The sequence below is a fragment of the Aporhodopirellula aestuarii genome, from assembly GCF_023701485.1.
GTDB lineage: Bacteria > Planctomycetota > Planctomycetia > Pirellulales > Pirellulaceae > Rhodopirellula > Rhodopirellula aestuarii.
On the sequence record NZ_JAMQBK010000013.1, the window covers coordinates 61,623 to 79,731 of the forward strand.

Genomic DNA, 18,109 nt, shown 5'->3' on the forward strand with positions numbered 1-18,109 from the left:
GCAAACATCCAACACAAAACATTTTTATAGGTTCATTACCATGTCATCAGAACAGAATTTTCGACCTGACGAATCGTCGGGAGGAGCGTCCACCTGGGACGACGAACGGATCACGGCATACGTGATGGGGGAATTACCTCCCGAAGAAACAGCCGCATTTGAATCCGAGATGAGCGGCAACGAGGAACTCGCCCGTGCGGTGGAACAAGCACGCGAGGTCGCCGACAAACTGGCTGGCTTTTATGCGTCGATGCCGACCACCACGCTCGATGCGGATCGTCGTGAGAAGATCGCGGGCGCGGCGAATGTTGACACTCACCGCGCGAGTACGGACCAGACGCCAAACAAGCGGTTCGTGCTGTGGGCCGTTGCGGCCTCGATCTTGCTTATCGGATTGGCCTTGCCGGCGATGATGTCGCGGCCGGGCATGCAAACGGCGATGAAAAGCGATTTGCAGCCGGTGGCTTCGTCACAGTTAGAAAGCGAAGAGATTGCGCAACAGGGGCGTCAAGAGAATCCAGGTGTTGTCGACGAAGAGATCGGTTCTGTGCGAGCCGCGTCGGAAGCTGACTCATCCGGGATGAGGCCGTTCTCTGAACCGGGTGAGATAGCGGGTGACGACGTTTCGCAGCCGATGAACTTTGCCAACCGCGATCGATCGGTCGTCGAAAGCCGCACCTCGGGCAAGAGTGTGGCGGTAGCGTCGAACGAGAAAGGTGAACCGGTGAGTACCGGTCCGAGTATGGAGATGGGCATGGGGGCTGGGGGCATGGCGACAGAAGCCATGGAAATGCCAATGCTTGGTGATTCGGGAATGAGCATGGGAGGCAATGGTCCGGCCCAGCCTCGCTCACGACGAGGGATGGGTATGGACATGATGGATATGGATATGGACGACGCCATGGAAGGAATGGAGATGGACATGATGATGAGCGGGGCCGCTCCCGTTGCATCGTCGGCTCCAGTCAATCGCCCTCAGGATGCACGCCGAAGTGACATCGAGAGTCGGGACCAACCCGCGATGGCGTTGGCGTCACCGATGGCAGAGGCAGACGAAAAGATTGCCAATGACGAAGGCTTCTCGCGGCTTTCGAAAAATCCGATGGTCAAGCCGCAGAGCGCGGTGGCCTCATCAGAGGAACAACGCGGCGGGAAGATGCTTTCTCGCACTGAATCCAAGAAGAAGTCGGAAGCGATTGTGACCGGTGAGAGGCCACTTGGAATGGTGCCACCGTTACCCGCGCCATCGCACCCGGCGGAGAATTCATCTCTAGATATGATGATGCCAGGGCTCGGAACAGGTCCTGGGTCATCGGGGGATAAATTCAGTCCGATCGACGAAAACGAATTCCGTCGTGTTTCGGAACATCCGCTCAGCACGTTGTCGATCGACGTCGACACGGCGAGCTACTCGAAGGTCCGGAGCTATCTGCAGCGGAACCAATTGCCGCGTCCCGATTCGGTCCGGATCGAAGAAATGGTCAACTATTTTGACTACGACTACTCCGGCCCGTCGAGCATGGACGGCGAACCGAGCGACCCGTTTGCTGCCGCGATGACGGCGACGGTGTGTCCGTGGGAGCCCAAACACCGGCTCGTGCGAGTTGGATTGCAAGCCAAGACGCTGACGGAGAAGGAACGCCCCCGTTGCAATCTCGTGTTTCTGATCGACACCAGCGGTTCCATGAGTTCGGCGAACAAATTGCCGCTCGTGATTGATGGCATGAAGGTGTTGCTCAAAGAACTCAAAGGCAATGACCAAGTCGCGATCGTTGTGTATGCCGGTTCAGCGGGGTTGGTGCTCGATTCGACTCCCGTGAAGAATCGCAAGAAGATCCTCCGAGCGTTGACTCAATTGCGATCGGGCGGCAGCACCAACGGTGGTGCTGGTTTGCAGCTCGCCTACGACACCGCTCGTGATCACTTCATCAAGGACGGCGTTAACCGCGTGATCTTGTGCAGTGATGGCGACTTCAACGTCGGCATGACTGGCACGGATCAATTGGTGCGTGAAGCTCGCAAGCAGGCCAAGTCTGGGATCGACTTAACGGTTCTCGGTTTTGGCATCGGGAACCACAACGACGCGATGATGGAGAAAATCTCGAACGATGCCGAAGGAAACTACGCGTTCGTGGACACAATCGGTGAAGCTCGCAAGGTGCTTTCGGATCAATTGACGGGAACGTTGGTGACGGTTGCGAAAGACGTCAAGATCCAGATCGAGTTCAATCCGGCTGTTGTGTCGGCGTACCGATTGATCGGATACGAAAACCGCGTGCTCGCCAAAGAGGATTTTAACGACGACACCAAAGATGCCGGTGAGATCGGGGCGGGCCACCGGGTGACGGCGTTCTACGAAGTAGTCCCGGCGGGCACGTTACCTGACGCGGTCGCACCCGCAGTGGATCCCCTGAAGTATCAACCCGCGCCAAACGCGACCGCTGCCTCCGATGAGGGTGTCGTTGATGACGATGCGTCGGGCGAGGAAAGTACCTCGGAGAATACGATGGCGACTCAAGACGACGTCGTGTCCACGACCGAAATGCTGACTCTGAAACTGCGTTACAAACCGCCGCAAGGAGACACGAGCACTTTGATGACTCGGGTTCTCGATAACTCACAGTTGCCCTTCAGTCAGGCGGATGTTGATTTTCGCTTTGCCGCCGCCGTGGCCGCGTTCGGCATGCAGTTGCGAGGCAGCGAATTCGCCGGATCGTGGACCTACGACGATGTGTTGCGAGTGGCTCAGTCAGCGACTGGCGAAGACACCCACGGGCTGCGAAGTGAGTTGGTCGAACTGGTCCGAAAGGCTCGCGAGCTGACCGTTTCCGAGTGAGGTGAGGGCGCGCGTCGGCGAGACGGGCGCATGAAAAGAGGCAGAGAACTTTTCGAGGGGGAAGAGCCACGGATCTTTTGATCCGTGGACTCTCCCGTCTCGTGTTCTCTGCCTCTCAGGGTTCCGGCAACTTTTAGGCACTGAGCGAGCGGACTCGCAAGTGATTATCTGATTATCGGATCAGAGTTTCGTCGGTCGAATCACTCGCCTCAGCGATCTCGGCGGCGGGGCCGTCGATCGGTGCTGATTCGGTATCATCGGCGGCCAGGATTTCCGCGATTGTCAGCCGTTGCCACTTGTTGATGGCGGCGATCAGCGACGAGATCGACATCTTGTCTGAGTAGTCGGGAACCGAGATTTCGGCAGCCGCGAGCGATTCCGTCGCCGACTGTTCCGATTCGATTGCAACGACTTGCTCTTGGGGGGCCGCATCGGTGGCTTCGTCAGCGATCGGTGCGGGAATCACTTCGCCGTCGATTTCCATCGTGACGATTTCGGCGATGATGATTTCGCTGGTGGCGATCTCAGCCGTTGCGATTTCAGTCGTTTTGTCTTCGGCTGCTGCCACTTCTTCCACAGCGGCTTCTTCGACAACCACCTCAGCCACAGCGACTTCTTCCACGTTGGCATCGCTGGAGGCGATCACGGCCGCGGCGATTTCAATCGAACTGACTTCGGTTGCTGCCACTTCTTCGGCGGCGGCTACTTCGACAGCGACCTCTGCCACAGCGACTTCTTCTACGTTGGGATCGCTGGAGGCGATCTCGGCCGCAGCAATCTCAACCGTGTTGTCTTCGGTTGCTGCCACTTCTTCGACGGCAGCTTCTTCAACAGCGACCTCTACCACAGCGACTTCTTCCAAGTTGGCATCGCTGGAGGCGATCTCGGCCGCGGCGATTTCAATCGAGCTGTCTTCGGTTGCTGCCACTTCTTTGGCGGCAGCTTCTTCGACAGCGACCTCTGCCACAGCGACTTCTTCTACTTTGGCATCGCTGGAGGCGATCTCGGCCGCGGCAATCTCAACCGTGTTGTCTTCGGCTGCTGCCACTTCTTCAACTGCAGTTTCTTCGACAGCGACCTCTGCCACAGCGACTTCTTCCACGTTGGCATCGCTCGAGGCGATCTCGGCCGCGGCTAGTTCCATCGAGTCGTTTTGGGTCGCTGCTAATTCTTCGACCGCGGCTTCTTCCACCGTGATCTCCGCCGCTACGATTTCTTCCATTGCGACGTCGGCCGATTCGGGTGCCTCTTCTTCTGACGAAACGATTTGTTCCGCGGATGCTGCGTTGGGAGCAGCGTCGGCAACAGGGGCAGGAATCATTTCACCGTCGACATCCATCATCGGGACTTCGGTCGCCGCGACTTCGACCGACTCGACGCTGATTTCCTCCGACGTGACGACTTGATCGATCGGCATCGCGTCTGGGAGGTCGTCGGGGATCGGTGCGGGGATGGTTTCGTTATCGACCAGCATCGTCGGCATTGCCGGTTCGGCGGCCGCGGGGGTGAGATTCGCGAACCAGTCGCCGAAGGACTCGCCGAGGGTCGCAAAGGTGATGTCCGTCACGCGGACTTGTTCGGCCCAATCGGCGGCGGTGTGAGCCCATTCGTCGAGGATGCATTCTGGCGACGCGGAGATTGCCGGTTCGCTGGTCGTGGCGTCAGCAATTTCGACGGTTTCCGCTTCCGTTTCCACAGACGCGATCGTCTCAGGTGACGCTTCTACTGCGACGGAGACCTCATCTTCGAGAGCGAGTTCATCTTGCGCCGGCAACGAAACGTAGTTCTTGGGCGAGATGGGGACCACGGTCGTGAGCGGCATGTACTCAAGTTTCAGATCGCGTTCGGCCAAATCATAGGGAGCGTACGCTTCCGGAATCGTTGCGATCAACGGCGCCGAACCGACGAGCGTGCCGGCGTCGACGGTGGCGTCTTCGGCAATATCGTTGCTGACATCGACCGGTTCGACGGAAGCGATTTCGACGGTGGCCGCTTCGACAGTTGTTGCGTCGACGTCTGCCACTTCCTCGGAGTCCACTTCCTCGGCGATTTCGGCCTTGGCGAGCGGAACGGCACTATCGTCCGCCTGTGGTTCTTCGTCGAGCCACCAGCGATTCAACGCCACCGCTTCGGCGAGTTGTTGCTCAGTCGGGGACGTCTCGGCAGCGCCGGGCTCGACCGGTTGTTCGGCAGTCGGTTTGGCGGCGAGTTCGACCGCGTTCTCAGTTGTCAGTTCGGCCTGGGGTGCTGGTGTGGTATCCAGCGGTGTCGTTGCTAACGGTTTCATTGCGAGGGGGCCAACCATCGCAAAAGGCTCGAGGAACTGCTCGACCGAGATTCCGACTTTCGCCGCTGATGCCGACACTGCCGCGGCGAGGAACTCATTGAACTCATTCGAAGTTCGATGGGCGGCAATGTTCTGTGGCGGTTCACTCGCGATCACATCGGGAACACTGTCATGGGTTCCGACCGATACGATCGCGGGGGCGATCTCGTCTTTCACTTCTGGTGCGTCAGAGACGGCTTCCTCAGCAGCGGGCTCGGTCGCCGCGGCGACGATCTGATCGTTGTTGTGCCCGTCGTCAACAACGATGTCGGTTTTGAGTTCGTTCTCCTCGGTGGCATCCGAGGGGTTGAACTCATGAACGAGAATCGAAATGCCGCCCCGTTGATCTACCGGGATGCCTGCGGCCGAGAGTTGTGTGTTCGCCGACACGAGTGCCGAGCCACCGATGAGGGCGGCAAGCAACATGCGGCGGAGGCGGCTGCTACGAGTCACACGCGAGCGAGCCGAGCGGGTCGATTTCGAATAAGAACAGTTTTGAAATGATCGTTTTTTCATCTGAATAATCCTTGCAATGATGAACCTTTGCGCGTCGGCCGGTGGTGAATCTCCTTCGCCGGAAAATTCACGGGAATAAAGAGCGTTTGCTGTCAAAGGTCAGCGGACAAATGAAGGGTGTCCGCCGATGGTGGGAAAGTTGAGGTGGGAGGCGACTACGCACCGCAAACAAGGAACCCCGCCGTTCGATCCGGGCAAAAGATAAGAAACCGGATCAGTGGTCCACTCGCTTCCATGCGTCTTCGCTGCATGGCATGTTATCGACGCCCGTGACGGATAGGCGAAAAGGATCGGCGAGGGAAAGTTACCATTTTGACAAAAACAATCCGTCTGTGCCGATTAGGAAAGGCCATTGATGACGATTTGAGCCCAGCGGGCGTTTGCGAGCGTGTTGTTGGGCCGATCGGACGCCTTTCGAGATCGGTTGCGAGACGACACAATTGATCGACGGACCCGTTTTCTTAGACCGACCCGGTGGCGAACAGACCATGGCCAGTGACACCCAACTCGTAGACCCCACGATCCTCTTCCGATTCGAAGTGCGATTGTTGCGGCATGAACTGAAGTGGAGTTCGCGCGGACTGACGCTTCCCGAATCCTGTCGGTTGCCGTCATTTGGTGCTTTGTCGGGTGGCCCCATCTTTGCGGACTTGCGCGTGGCGTGGGCGCCCGAAGGCATCGGGTTCACCGTGAAGGTGGCCGGCAAACGGGCGATGCCGTGGTGCCGTGACACGAGATTGGATGAGAGCGACGGTTTGCACATTTGGATGGACACGAGGAATAGCCCCAACATTCACCGTGCGACCCAGCACTGTCATCGCTTCCTGTGGTTACCCGCCGGGGGCGGTCCGCAACGCGAACGCCCGGTCGCCCGTTTGATCCCGATCAACCGAGCACGTGGCAACCCGAAGCCGATCGGTGACAAAGTGCTTCAAATTCACGCGGCACCGAAACACGATGGTTACGAAATGTCGGGCTTGATCCCGGCCGAAGCGATGACGGGTTACGATCCGATCGATCAACCGCGAATGGGCTTCTTCTATGCCGTCGCGGATCGTGAACTGGGGTATCAAGCGTTCACATTAAGCGAAGCGTTCCCAGTGGTTGAGGACCCATCGCTGTGGGGCGAAGCAGCGTTGATCTCGCCATAGTTCGTATCTATCACGATTGATCGAAGCGACCAGCGGGCGCACGTCTCGATCGACGCGGGGGGATTGATACGCCTGCCGCCAACCATCGGATGTGCTGATGGTCAGCTTTTCAGCGTTATCGTCGAACAATTCGGCCAGCTTTCTCATTGCTCCCGTGTCCGTGGTGCCTCCGCTGGCAACATCTTTCCCCGTGGATAGAGTCTATTGACCTGCCCCGTTCTCCCCTTCGCATGAGAGGGGCGGCGGCAATATCTTCCATTTGGTGACTTCGTCGCGGCCCGTATCGTTGTTGCAGTGCTTTCGTTCGAAATGAAACCGCATCGCAAACACGCTCGGCTGCTCGACTGAAACTGAGACAACAGGGACTGCAACATGCATTGGTCGATCGCTGTATCCGTTCGATTGTTAACCGCGTTCACGCTCGCATTCGGTGTGGGCGGACTTCACCCGCAATCGTCTGCCGACTCATCCTGGTATGAGGAAACGCAGTCTCGGTTCAAAGACATCTATGAACGCGGGGTGTTCAAGCCTCGACCGTTTGAAGCTCGATGGTTGCCCGACAGTTCCGGATACATCGTCGAAGAACGCGATCCGAATTCGGCAAAGAAAATCGACGTGACCTATGACGTCGAGACAGGCGAAAAAACAGAAACAACCGCTGAAGAAAAGCGATCACTCCGCGGATCGGAATACTCACCCGACGGTAAACGAGTTATCGAATATCGCGATCGGAAACTGTTTGTACGAGATCTCGAAACCGGCGAACGGACCAAGTTGTCGCCGAACGCCGGCGAGCGAGACGTTCGATACAACGACGCCGAGTGGAGTCCCGATGGAAGTCGTATCGTGTTTGTCGAGTCGGATTCGACCGAGGTCAGGCAGCGACCGATGCTGTCGACCGACGATCCTTCTTATCCGAGCGTTCAGAATCGTCGTTTTGCGCGGGTTGGGGAGAAAATCACGGAACTCCGCGTTGGCGTGGTGAATTCCGATGGGACGAATTTGCAATGGTTGCCGATCGAATCGCCCCCAGAAGGTTTCTATTTGGGCCAAGTCGAATGGGCGGGAAACTCAGAGGAAATTCTCGTTGAGAAGATGAGCCGTTTTCGAGATGTGCACGAGTTCTTGCTGGCCAAAACAGACGGAGAGATCAAGCAAATCTATTATGAGAAAGACGACGCCTGGGCGGTCGGTAGTCAAGCGAAGAACGTCGGGCTGACATGGGTCCGTGGTGGCGAGGCCTTCATCGTGATCAGCGAAAAGGATGGATGGCGACACGCGTTTTTGGTGTCGCGGGATGGCACCGAGTTGGCTGTTTTGACTCCCGGTGAGTATGACGTTATTGATCGTGGCGCCGTCGACGAAGAGGGTGGTTGGTATTACTTCTATGCGTCACCAGAAAATGGAACGCAGAAGTATTTGTACCGGGTGCCGCTGGACGGTTCGGGCACGAAGGAGCGGATCTCGCCGGCCGATCAGCCTGGCACGCATGATTATGACTTCTCGCCCAATGCGAAGTGGGCGTTTCACACGTATTCGACAGTCAACACGCCGCCCATCGTGGAACTCGTCGAGTTGGCCGGTCACCGCGTTGTCCGAGTCGTCGAAGACAACAGTGAAGTCCGAAAGTACGCCAAGGAGCTCGGATGCAACCCGACCGAGTTTGTTCAGCTCGACATTGGCGATGGGATCGTCATGGATGCGTCCGTGACCAAGCCGAGCGACTTTGACGAGTCGAAGAACTATCCCGTCTTTATTTACGTTTACGGCGAGCCTTACCTGCAAACCGTCTTGGATAGTTGGGGAGCAGCCCAAGTCGATTTCCACCGCGTCATCGCGGACCTCGGCTATCTCGTCGTTTCGATCGACAATCGTGGCACACCCGCGCCAAAGGGTGCCGCATGGCGGCGGGCCAGTTTCGGCAGCCTGGGGCCACTTTCGACCGAGGAACAAGAGGCGGGGCTGCAGGAGTTGGGACGGATGTTCCCCTACGTCGATCTATCGCGTGTTGGAATTTGGGGATGGAGCGGTGGAGGGTCGAATACCCTCAACGCCATGTTCCGCAAACCCGATTCGTATCACGTGGGAATCGCGGTTGTGCCGAAACCCCAACCTCATTTGTACAACGCGTGGTTCCAAGAAATTTACATGCGAACCCGTGAGGTGAACCCAGACGGGTACGAACGAGCGGCAGCGATCAATTACGCCGAGGGGCTCAAGGGCAAACTACTGATCGTGACCGGATCAGGTGAGACGAACACGCACATTCAGATCATCGAAGGCTTGGTCGACCGGTTGATCGAGATGGGCAAGCCGTTTGACTACATGGTCTATCCCAACCGCGACCACGGGCTGAGAGAAGGAGTCGGCACGGTAGTGCACGTCAGAATGTTGATCGCCCGCTACCTGCTCGCGAACCTTCCACCGGGACCGATGTAGACCAGATTGTCGGCAACACGGCGGGCGAGATCGAAACGGCGATAGAGGGTCACGGCAACATGGCCCTCGCCGGATCGGATTCAATCGAGTAATCGGGCGAGCTGTTCCTTGCGATGGGCGATCGCCTCTCGTTTGGTTCGGAACGTTTTAAAGCGTTGTTTGCCTTCCTCTTGCCAGGTCGCGACCCAGCGTCCATAGACGTTCTTGCTGACACCCGTCGTGCCTGACGAGTTGTTGCAGGCCTTCGTCCGTGGTCCTTTTCGCCACCGGCGTTCGCCCAGTTCCGTGATCAGTTCATCTCGCCACTGGATCGCCTTGGCCAGCGACTTTCGAATGCCGCCGTCGGAAAACCGGAAGTGTTTGGAGTGCTCGACCCCATTCCTGACGATGCGAACGGTCCAACCGTGCTGCCCTCGGCTAATGTTGGTGTGTCTGCTCATAGGAGCAGTCTATCCGTGGACGCACCGCGTTTGCAGTTACCGCGACAATCTGTCGACATGGTGATTATGCATCGATTTCATGCGGAGGATCGTGGGGGAGGATGCCCGCGCGATAGGCTTTGGCGATGGCCGCGGGCGCGTTTTGCACGTCGAGTTTTTCGTAGATACGGCGGATGTAGGTGGCAACGGTCGTGATGCTGATGTCCAGATGAGTCGCGATTTCTTTTTTTTGTTGCCCTTCACCGAGCAAGGTGAGGATTTCAAGTTCACGCTGCGAGAGGGAGTCGTGAAGTTCCTCGGTTGGCAACCGCGTCTGCAGCGACGTGAGAATGTACTTCGCCACTCCGCTGCCCAACAATGCACCTCCTTCCGCTACGGTTCGTATTGCTTCGACGATCTGGTTCACCGTCGACGATTTGAGCAAGTATCCGGAGGCACCCGCTTGAATGGACCGCATCACGTCGGCCTCGTTATTGGATTGAGTCAACACGATAATTTTGGCGTGGGCGCAACTGGCTCGCAGCGACGGAAGTGCTTCCACCCCGGAGCGTCCAGGCAGATTCAAGTCGAGTAAGATTACGTCGGGGGTGGTGTCGAATAAGGGGTTCCGCAGGACTTGCAACGCACGCTCGGATGAGCCGACCTGGTTGATCAATTCGATATCCGGTTCGTCGCTAAGAGCAAGGTCAATGACGTCGCGATATTCGGGGTGGTCTTCCACCAACATGACTGTGATTGTTTTGTTCATCGCCTGATCGCTATTTGCGGAAGCCCCATTTTCGAGTTTTCATTTTGAGAGTGATACACGTTCCTCCTCCTTCGGGATGTTGGACGGAGACGTTTGCCCCGAGCAGTTTTGCCCGTCGTGCCAACGAGGAGGGGACTGCGTCGAACTGTGCGTCCGCGAGTCCGTGTCCGTCGTCGCAAACGACCAAACGGATTTCATGGGGGTGCGCGGTTAATTTGGAATTGAAATGCGTCGCGTTGCTATGACGGCTGATATTAACGAGGCATTCCTTGTAGAACAGAAACAAATCCGCTCGTGTGCGAGGCTTTAATCCACGTAGTACTTCGGCATCGTCTTCGAACGTGAATTCGCCTTCAAAGTCTGCCATGATTCTGTCCGTGGATCGTCGCATGTCATCCAGCAGGTCGCCATAGAGCCCCTTGGCTTCCAGCATGTTGATGCAGTATCGAACTGCGTCACCGGAACGTTCGGTCATGACCCGAATTCGTTGATGAATGGATTCGTGCTTTTCGGGCGAGCCTACTGCGGTTCGTGCGAGGTCGCTCAAAAGCCCGATCACGTGCAAGTCGGCTCCGAGTTCGTCGTGAAGATCTGCGGCAAATCGGCATCGCAATTCAGCCAATTGACGCATGCGAATGATTCGGTCAATCAAGAACGTCACTCCGATTCCAACGGCCAGGAACACGGCCAACCAAGTCACCCATGTCAGTTGATCCCGTTGTCGTGCGTAGCGACGATTCAATTCGGCGACCACGAGCGGACGCAATCGATCAAGGTCGTGCCGCTCGGCCAGTTCGCTCAACCAGGTGCGTATGGGCAGGATCTCGCCAAACAGGTTTTCGCCGTCCGTTAGCGCGGAGAAGGATCGTTCACGGACGGTAGGTTGATAGTCCGCGAAGGCACGTTTACCCAACGCAACATTCTTTCCTTCCGAATAGAGCTCGATTTCGGCAAACCCGATCCGGATATCACGTTGTGGCCTGACCAACGGTGAACCGAGTTCCGATGCTTGAGGTTCGGCCGCGATCAATCTCACGTAGCGACAGGTGGTTTCGGGGATTCGCCACATCATGATCGGACCGATGTCGTTGATGTTCGTCCGCTGATAATCGAGCAATGTGACGGGATTCAAAAAATCCTGCTGATCGGAACCCTCAATTTTGAGACGATTGGGGATGCCGAGGTCACCCGCGTACGCTTGCGGCACCGTGTCGTCTTGGTCTACGGCGTGCAAGTGAATCCGAGAGATTGTCTGTTCGGATTCCAAGTCGAGGTACAGGATCGGTTGTTCGCCAAACCGACTCACGTACGCGCGGCTTTGAGACCCTTCGGATGAATCCATCAGGTAGGGTGTATGCCCGTCGACAATGAAACGCGGAGCCCAAGCGCCGACACGATCGATGGACGACGAGGACGCCTTCACCTCTTGCCGCAACGCGACGTTTTCCATTTTGCTGAAAACGAATACTTCGGAGAGCTGGAAAACGTGTTCGCCATCGAACGCCCTCCTTGATAGCTGCGTCGCTTCGATTCGGACCCAAGACGCGATGACCCGTTTGATCGGAACGACGAGTGGACCGATCCGCGGCTGAACATGATCGTCTTGGCCGTACTCGGCGATCACGGTTCCTTCGGGATCGTTTGCGGTGCCCACGACGATCCGGAGCGATTGAGGAAACCCATCGGATTGGAACCCCTTGTCGGTGTCACGCCACAGGTTCGGAACCAGGACGATTTCATCGATCGGGTGCTCTTGGTCGAAGTCAATCTGAATCCATTCCCCTCGATCGGGGACGCCTCGCCAATCGGAGCGGTATCCGATGACGCCGATTCCGCTTCGCAGGCTAAACGTGGCGAGCCATTCGAGTCGGCGATCGATCTCGACGAGCCGGTGTTGGAGCTCGGGGAGCGAAAGTTGCTTCAGCCGCACGTGGGCATCTCGGGTGTCCGCGGCAAACGCAGATCCTGCGCAAGCAAACACCATGATCAGCGGCCAAAACGTTTTAAAGTAATGATCCATCGGGTTATTGTATCGGAAGAATCGCAACCCATGTCATCCGAACGGATGACAGACACCACACCCGCTGATGGTTAGGATGTTTGCATTGGAGGGCAGTAGTGGTGCCTATCGGTGAATTGATCCGAGGGCGACTTTGCCCTGCCCGCCATGCGTTTCGCTGGCTACTTTGGCAAGCATGTCATCTTGCAGTGTTTGTTGCGTTCGGCAGTTGAAATGGAACGCTCGGATTTTGTTGTGCGTTGGTGATACGAGTGCTTCGTTCAAGCTGAACTTGGGCGGGCCTGAACCGGAGGGCTCGCGTGCTCTCGCAAAAAGCGTAGCGGAACGGCGCAAGACGTCCCGTCTGACTCCTATTTTCAGTGCTGAGAAAGCACTGGCAAACCTATCCTTCTTGGAATTGTGTTGTGATGAAGAGCTCTCGAGTCAAACAGATGAAGCACACGATCGTTGCGTTGATTTTCGTGGTGCTCTTTGTGGGCACGAATTGCAATCCGTGTGTTGCGGCAGCACCGGTCGCCGATTTTTATGTTTCGCCCCAGGGCTCTGACGATTGGTCAGGAACATTGCCAGACCTCAACGATCAGCGAAACGATGGCCCGTTTGCGACGTTGGAACGGGCCCGGGATGCAGTCCGTGAACTCAAGAAGAGCAAACAGAGCGATATCTCCGTGCTGATTCGAGGCGGCACCTATCAGCTAACGCAACCCGTTGTCTTCGGAACGAATGATGCGCCGCAGGGTGACTCAACAATCACCTACGGCGCCTATCCCGACGAAACGCCGGTGTTTAGCTCGGGACAGGAAATCAAAGATTGGCGCAAAGTGACCGGCGACCTACCTGGGCTGCCTAGCGAGGCGATCGGAAAGGTTTGGGAAGCAGATGTTTCCGGCCAATTTCGGACGCTCTACGATTCCGAAGGGATGCTCCCGCGGGCACGATCAACCGGCTTCATTCCGCTTCAGGGAGGCAGTCGCAATAAGCTTCATTTTCCAAAGGGTCGGTTGAGAAACTGGTCAAACGTGGAGGACGTCGAAATCATCGTGCGTCCGCATCACGCTTGGATTGTGAACGTTCTGCCGCTGGTCTCGGTCGATGAGACCGCGCAGATCGCGAACACGTCGATTGATGCGACGTACGCGATGAACCGATTGCATTTTTTGAAGGACACCGAGTCGTGCTGGGTAGAGAACGTGTTAGAAGAGCTCGACACTCCCGGCGAGTGGGTGCTCAACACGAAACAAGGCAAGCTGTACCTTTGGCTGCGGGGCAAGTCGCCGGTTGTCGCTCCGCAGTTGATCGAGTTCATTCGAGTCGAGGGTGATATCGACAAGGAAGGCCCCCACGACTCGCCGGTGCGAAACCTGTGCTTTCGAGGCCTCTCGTTCATGCACGGTGACCGCTATCTGATATCGAGCGATGACGCCGGTCTGCAGCATGACTGGGACATGCATGACAAAGCCAATGCGCTCGTTCGACTACGTGGCACGGAGAACTGCACGATCGAAAAGTGTCATTTCGCTCATAGCGGAAGTGGGGCGATTCGGGTGGATCTGCATGGCCAGCAAAATCGCATCGTCGACAACGTGATCGAGCACATGGGAGGCGCAGGCGTTCTGCTGTGTGGCTACGGTCCGGGAACCAAAGACGTCAACAAGAACAATCTCGTCTCCAACAACCACATCCACCACACCGGTCAAATTTATTCCCATTCGCCGGGAATCATGGTATGGCAAAGTGGTGAGAATCGCGTCGCAAATAACTTGGTGCACCATACTCCATACACGTCCATCATCGTGTCGGGGTGCATGACAGATTTCTTTACGAAGAATGGCCGGGAACTCGGCCGGACGATCAGGCGGCATGAAATTGTGGGGTTGCCGAAGAAGCCGACGCTCGACGATGTCCGTCCATACCTGCACACCCGCAACAACGCCATCGAGTACAACGAGATCCATCATGCGATGGAAATGTTGGGCGACGGCAACGCGATATACATCCGTGGCGCTGGAGCCGGCAATGTGATCCGGGGTAACTATGTTCATCACATGGTGGCTCCGATGATTATGCAGTGTGCGATACGAACCGACGGCGGCCAGATGGACACGCTGATCGCGGACAACTTGATCTACAAGTGCACCTCGCAAGGCATCATGTTGAAGTTGAACACGCGGTGCGAAAACAATATTGTCGCGGACATCATCGCTCCGCCGCGTGGCTACTATCTGGCGGTCCGTGAAGGGCCTCTGACAGGTGCCACGATCAAACGGAATATCTTCTATTCGCCGACAACGACTTGTACCTTCATCGACGAACTGCCACCAGGGAACGGGCGAGTGAGTGAGGACCGCAGGGGCAGGGCGTTGGCGAATTCGAAGGATGCTGACTGCGATTACAACGTGTATTACTGCAAAGCCGATCCAAGCTTGGCCGACACGATGCTGAGCAAGCAGCAAGCCGATGGAGTGGACGCCCACAGCATCGCCGCAGATCCTTTGTTTGTGGATCCGGAAAATGGCGACTTTCGTTTGCAGCCAAACTCGCCCGCCATCAAACTCGGTATCGTGCCGTTGGATTTGTCAAAAGTCGGCTTGATCAAGTAACCACACCACGCAAATTGCGATTGCCCAAACCTGCGCCCTCATGTGGTGAAATTGTCGATCGCGCGGTCGAGTTATTCGCCGATCACGTGCCATCGGTCGGCCGGGAATAATTTCCACGCGACGGTGCCAGGTTGGGCTATCATCCATGTTTCCGCCACACACGAATCCCTCGATTTGGCCATCGCTCGACACGCTCCCTTGATTCCGCCGCGGGAGGCAAAGGCGACGATCTGCGAGACATTTCGCTGAACGCGGTTGCATCGAACTGCCCAGATGGGTGGCTGCGGGAAGGCATGCCGATTTTCCGTTAGGCCGAAATAACGCCAAATGATTCGTCAGAGGACGGAGAACGCGTGCGAAGGCTAGCCGGATGTGTTTGCACAGGCTATGCATTACCGACTTCATGATGGATTACGCATTGAGATAGACAATGAAAAAGCAAATGATCGCCGGTTTGGTTTTGGTACTTTGTGCCGCCGTTCAGACACACGCTCAGAACAGGGGTTATTTCAATTACAAGGAAGCAGCCGGTGTGCTGCCGCTGAACCAACCGCCATCGGAGCCGTTGTCCTTGTGGTACAACCAACCGTCCAAGGTGTGGGAAGATGCTCTGCCGGTTGGCAATGGTCGCATGGGAGCGATGGTCTACGGCGGCGTATCGAAAGAGCGGATCACGTTGAACGAGGACACCATCTGGGCTGGGCCACCTGTTCCCGTGGTGAAAGAAAACGTCAGTGATACGATCCAAGAGGTGCGGCGGTTGCTGTTTGCCGGTCAGTATGCCGAGGCTCAGAAACTGCAGCAGTCGGTGATGTCGCCGCGAATCAGCCCACGCAGCTATCAGCCGCTCGGTGAACTCGTTCTGGACTTCGGGGATGTTGCGAAGGCATCGGGGTATCGTCGTGACTTGAATCTGGATACCGCCGTCGCGACCACGGTCTATGAAGTCGATGGTGTCACTTTCACGCGGGAAGTGTTCGCCAGTCCGGTGGACGATGTGGTCGTCGTGCGTCTCGCAGCGGACAATCCGGGGGCGTTGTCATTTGCCATGCGGGTCAATCGCGAAGGCATCTTTTCGGTCACCCCCTCGGGCAACGATACGTTGATTGCAACCGGTCAAGCGTCCCACGGCGACAAGCATTTGGGAGTCAAGTTTGCCAGCCGCTATAAGGTGGTGGCTGAAAATGGCTCCACCACAACACAGAACAGCGGCGTTTCGGTAAGCGGAGCCGATTCGGCGGTGATCTACGTCACGGCGGCAACTGATTACAACCGCGACGACACGGCAAATCCTTTCACGCATGATCTCGAGGCTGTCTGTGCCAAAGTGGAGGTGGCCGCCACAGAGAAGGCGTACTCACAGCTCAAGGCCGATTCGATCGCGTCGCACCAGAAGTACTTTCGACGCGTGTCGCTCGATCTCGGAGAGCCGTCATCCGAAGACACGCTCAGCCGGTTGGAAGGTTACCGGAATCCGAGGTCGACCAAGATCGATCCGAATTTCGAGGCACTGTTTTTTCAGTACGGACGGTATCTGCTGATCACGTCATCGCGTCCCGGAACGATGCCCGCCAATTTGCAAGGCGTTTGGAACAAGGACATGCAGGCGCCGTGGAATTCGGACTACCACATCAACATCAACATGCAAATGAACTATTGGCTGGCCGAGGTGACCAACCTCTCTGAATGCCATTTACCGTTCATGGACTACATCGAGCGTTTGGTGCCATCGGGTCAAAAAACGGCGCGTGATCTGTACAGTTGTCGCGGATTTCTGGCTGGGCACGGATCCGATGCTTGGCATTCTGCGGTTCCGTTCGGGATGGCTCAGTATGGCCAGTGGGTCGTTGGCGGGGCTTGGTGCACACGGCATTTCATGCAGCACTACCGCTTCACCAAAGACCGCAAGTTCCTCGAAGAGCGGGCCTACCCGATCCTGAAAGAGTCGGCGCTCTTCTTTCTGGATTGGTTGGTCGAAGACCCCAAGACCGGAAAACTGGTTTCAGGACCAAGCACTTCGCCGGAAAATAAGTTCTTCATTCCTGGAACGAAAGAGAAGAGCAACCTGACGATGGGGCCGTCGATGGACCAGCAGATCATCTGGGATGTGTTCTCTAATACGTTGGAGGCGGCAGAAATTCTTGGGATTGATGACGCGTTCACCCAAGATGTTCAGCAAGCACTCGATAAGCTCGCGATGCCGAAAATCGGATCCGACGGGCGACTGATGGAATGGACCGAAGAGTTTGCGGAGCCAGAGCCTGGGCACCGGCATATCTCGCATTTGTATGGGCTGTATCCGGGACGGCAGTACAACCAAACCGATACGCCTGAGTACATGGCGGCGATGCGCAAGTCGATCGACACCCGGCTTGCTTCCGGTGGTGGGCATACCGGGTGGAGTCGAGCGTGGATCATCAATTTCTGGGCAAGGTTCAAGGACGCGGATAACGCGCACGAGAACCTCGTGATGCTTTTGAAAAAGTCGACCTACAATAACTTGTTCGACAAGCACGCTCCCTTCCAGATCGACGGAAACTTCGGTGGCGCCGCCGGGATGGCTGAAATGCTTCTGCAATCTCACACTGGCGAAATCGAACTCTTGCCGGTGCTGCCGGAGGCATGGGCCGATGGGGCCGTGACGGGCCTTTGCGCGCGAGGCGGCTTCGAGGTGGATATGCAGTGGAAAGACGGCGAGTTGGTTTCGGGGACTTTACGTTCGAAGACCGGCCTGCCCTGCACCGTCCGCTATCGGGACCAAGTCCTCAAGCTCGCGACCGAAAAAGGCGGCAGTTATGATCTGGGGGCGTTGGCAACCGCCGGCGATGCAGTCGCCCCGCTGTGATCCGCAATCCGGCGCTTTGATTTAGAATTCGCCGTTGGGTTCTCTTGCTGTAACCCAACACTGGGCTGGTTCTCCCAGAATCTCGTGTCGTGTGGAGATAGGCTCGCTCCACCTCACCGCACCGACGTGGTGAGCTTCCCGTTGCTGTCGTCCATTTAGACGACAGACATTCTTCTTAGGGCAAATAA

Annotated in this window: 9 protein-coding genes; 5 read left to right on the forward strand and 4 right to left on the reverse strand. The window is 56.8% G+C overall.

From position 1 onward, the window contains the following. Positions 1-40 precede the first annotated feature (40 nt). The gene (locus NB063_RS04020; protein ID WP_250927455.1) at positions 41-2,836 is read left to right on the forward strand and encodes a YfbK domain-containing protein; all 2,796 of its coding nucleotides are present in this window, start codon (positions 41-43) and stop codon (positions 2,834-2,836) included. Between the two features lie 172 nt (positions 2,837-3,008). Here the strand turns inward: NB063_RS04020 and NB063_RS04025 are convergent, their stop codons facing one another. Next, positions 3,009-5,678, reverse strand: a complete 2,670-nt coding sequence (locus NB063_RS04025; RefSeq protein WP_250927456.1) for a hypothetical protein — start codon at positions 5,676-5,678, stop codon at positions 3,009-3,011. Between the two features lie 605 nt (positions 5,679-6,283). Here NB063_RS04025 and NB063_RS04030 point away from each other — a divergent pair. Together NB063_RS04030 and NB063_RS04035 are read left to right on the forward strand one after the other, a co-directional pair. After that, a complete protein-coding gene (locus NB063_RS04030) occupies positions 6,284-6,829 on the forward strand; it encodes a DOMON domain-containing protein (protein ID WP_322975058.1) in 546 nt (181 codons plus the stop codon). A gap of 372 nt (positions 6,830-7,201) precedes the next feature. After that, entirely contained in the window at positions 7,202-9,268 is a 2,067-nt protein-coding gene (locus NB063_RS04035) for a S9 family peptidase (RefSeq protein WP_250927458.1), read from the forward strand. A gap of 80 nt (positions 9,269-9,348) precedes the next feature. Here the strand turns inward: NB063_RS04035 and NB063_RS04040 are convergent, their stop codons facing one another. From NB063_RS04040 to NB063_RS04050, 3 genes are all read right to left on the reverse strand, one after another. Then, the gene (locus tag NB063_RS04040; RefSeq protein ID WP_250927459.1) at positions 9,349-9,708 is read right to left on the reverse strand and encodes a hypothetical protein; all 360 of its coding nucleotides are present in this window, start codon (positions 9,706-9,708) and stop codon (positions 9,349-9,351) included. 64 nt (positions 9,709-9,772) lie between these two features. After that, positions 9,773-10,456: a response regulator gene (locus NB063_RS04045; RefSeq protein WP_250927460.1), complete on the reverse strand. Its 684-nt coding sequence runs from the start codon at positions 10,454-10,456 to the stop codon at positions 9,773-9,775. A 10-nt stretch (positions 10,457-10,466) separates the two neighbouring features. Next, positions 10,467-12,476 carry a histidine kinase gene (locus NB063_RS04050; RefSeq protein ID WP_250927461.1) on the reverse strand — a complete coding sequence of 670 codons (2,010 nt, stop codon included), beginning with the start codon at positions 12,474-12,476 and terminating at the stop codon, positions 10,467-10,469. Positions 12,477-12,883: 407 nt separating this feature from the next. Here NB063_RS04050 and NB063_RS04055 point away from each other — a divergent pair, with 407 nt between their 5' ends. Continuing rightward, entirely contained in the window at positions 12,884-15,076 is a 2,193-nt protein-coding gene (locus tag NB063_RS04055; protein WP_250927462.1) for a right-handed parallel beta-helix repeat-containing protein, read from the forward strand. A gap of 430 nt (positions 15,077-15,506) precedes the next feature. Then, positions 15,507-17,921 (forward strand): glycoside hydrolase family 95 protein, encoded by a 2,415-nt coding sequence (locus NB063_RS04060; protein WP_250927463.1) that lies wholly within the window; start codon positions 15,507-15,509, stop codon positions 17,919-17,921. Positions 17,922-18,109: the final 188 nt, after the last annotated feature.

Excerpts from the sequence above, each read along its gene's own strand:
- NB063_RS04020 (WP_250927455.1), top strand. The coding sequence starts at position 41 with ATGTCATCAGAACAGAATTTTCGACCTGACGAATCGTCGGGAGGAGCG.
- NB063_RS04025 (WP_250927456.1), bottom strand. The coding sequence starts at position 5,678 with ATGAAAAAACGATCATTTCAAAACTGTTCTTATTCGAAATCGACCCGC.
- NB063_RS04035 (WP_250927458.1), top strand. The coding sequence starts at position 7,202 with ATGCATTGGTCGATCGCTGTATCCGTTCGATTGTTAACCGCGTTCACG.
- NB063_RS04040 (WP_250927459.1), bottom strand. The coding sequence starts at position 9,708 with ATGAGCAGACACACCAACATTAGCCGAGGGCAGCACGGTTGGACCGTT.
- NB063_RS04045 (WP_250927460.1), bottom strand. The coding sequence starts at position 10,456 with ATGAACAAAACAATCACAGTCATGTTGGTGGAAGACCACCCCGAATAT.
- NB063_RS04050 (WP_250927461.1), bottom strand. The coding sequence starts at position 12,476 with ATGGATCATTACTTTAAAACGTTTTGGCCGCTGATCATGGTGTTTGCT.
- NB063_RS04055 (WP_250927462.1), top strand. The coding sequence starts at position 12,884 with ATGAAGAGCTCTCGAGTCAAACAGATGAAGCACACGATCGTTGCGTTG.
- NB063_RS04060 (WP_250927463.1), top strand. The coding sequence starts at position 15,507 with ATGAAAAAGCAAATGATCGCCGGTTTGGTTTTGGTACTTTGTGCCGCC.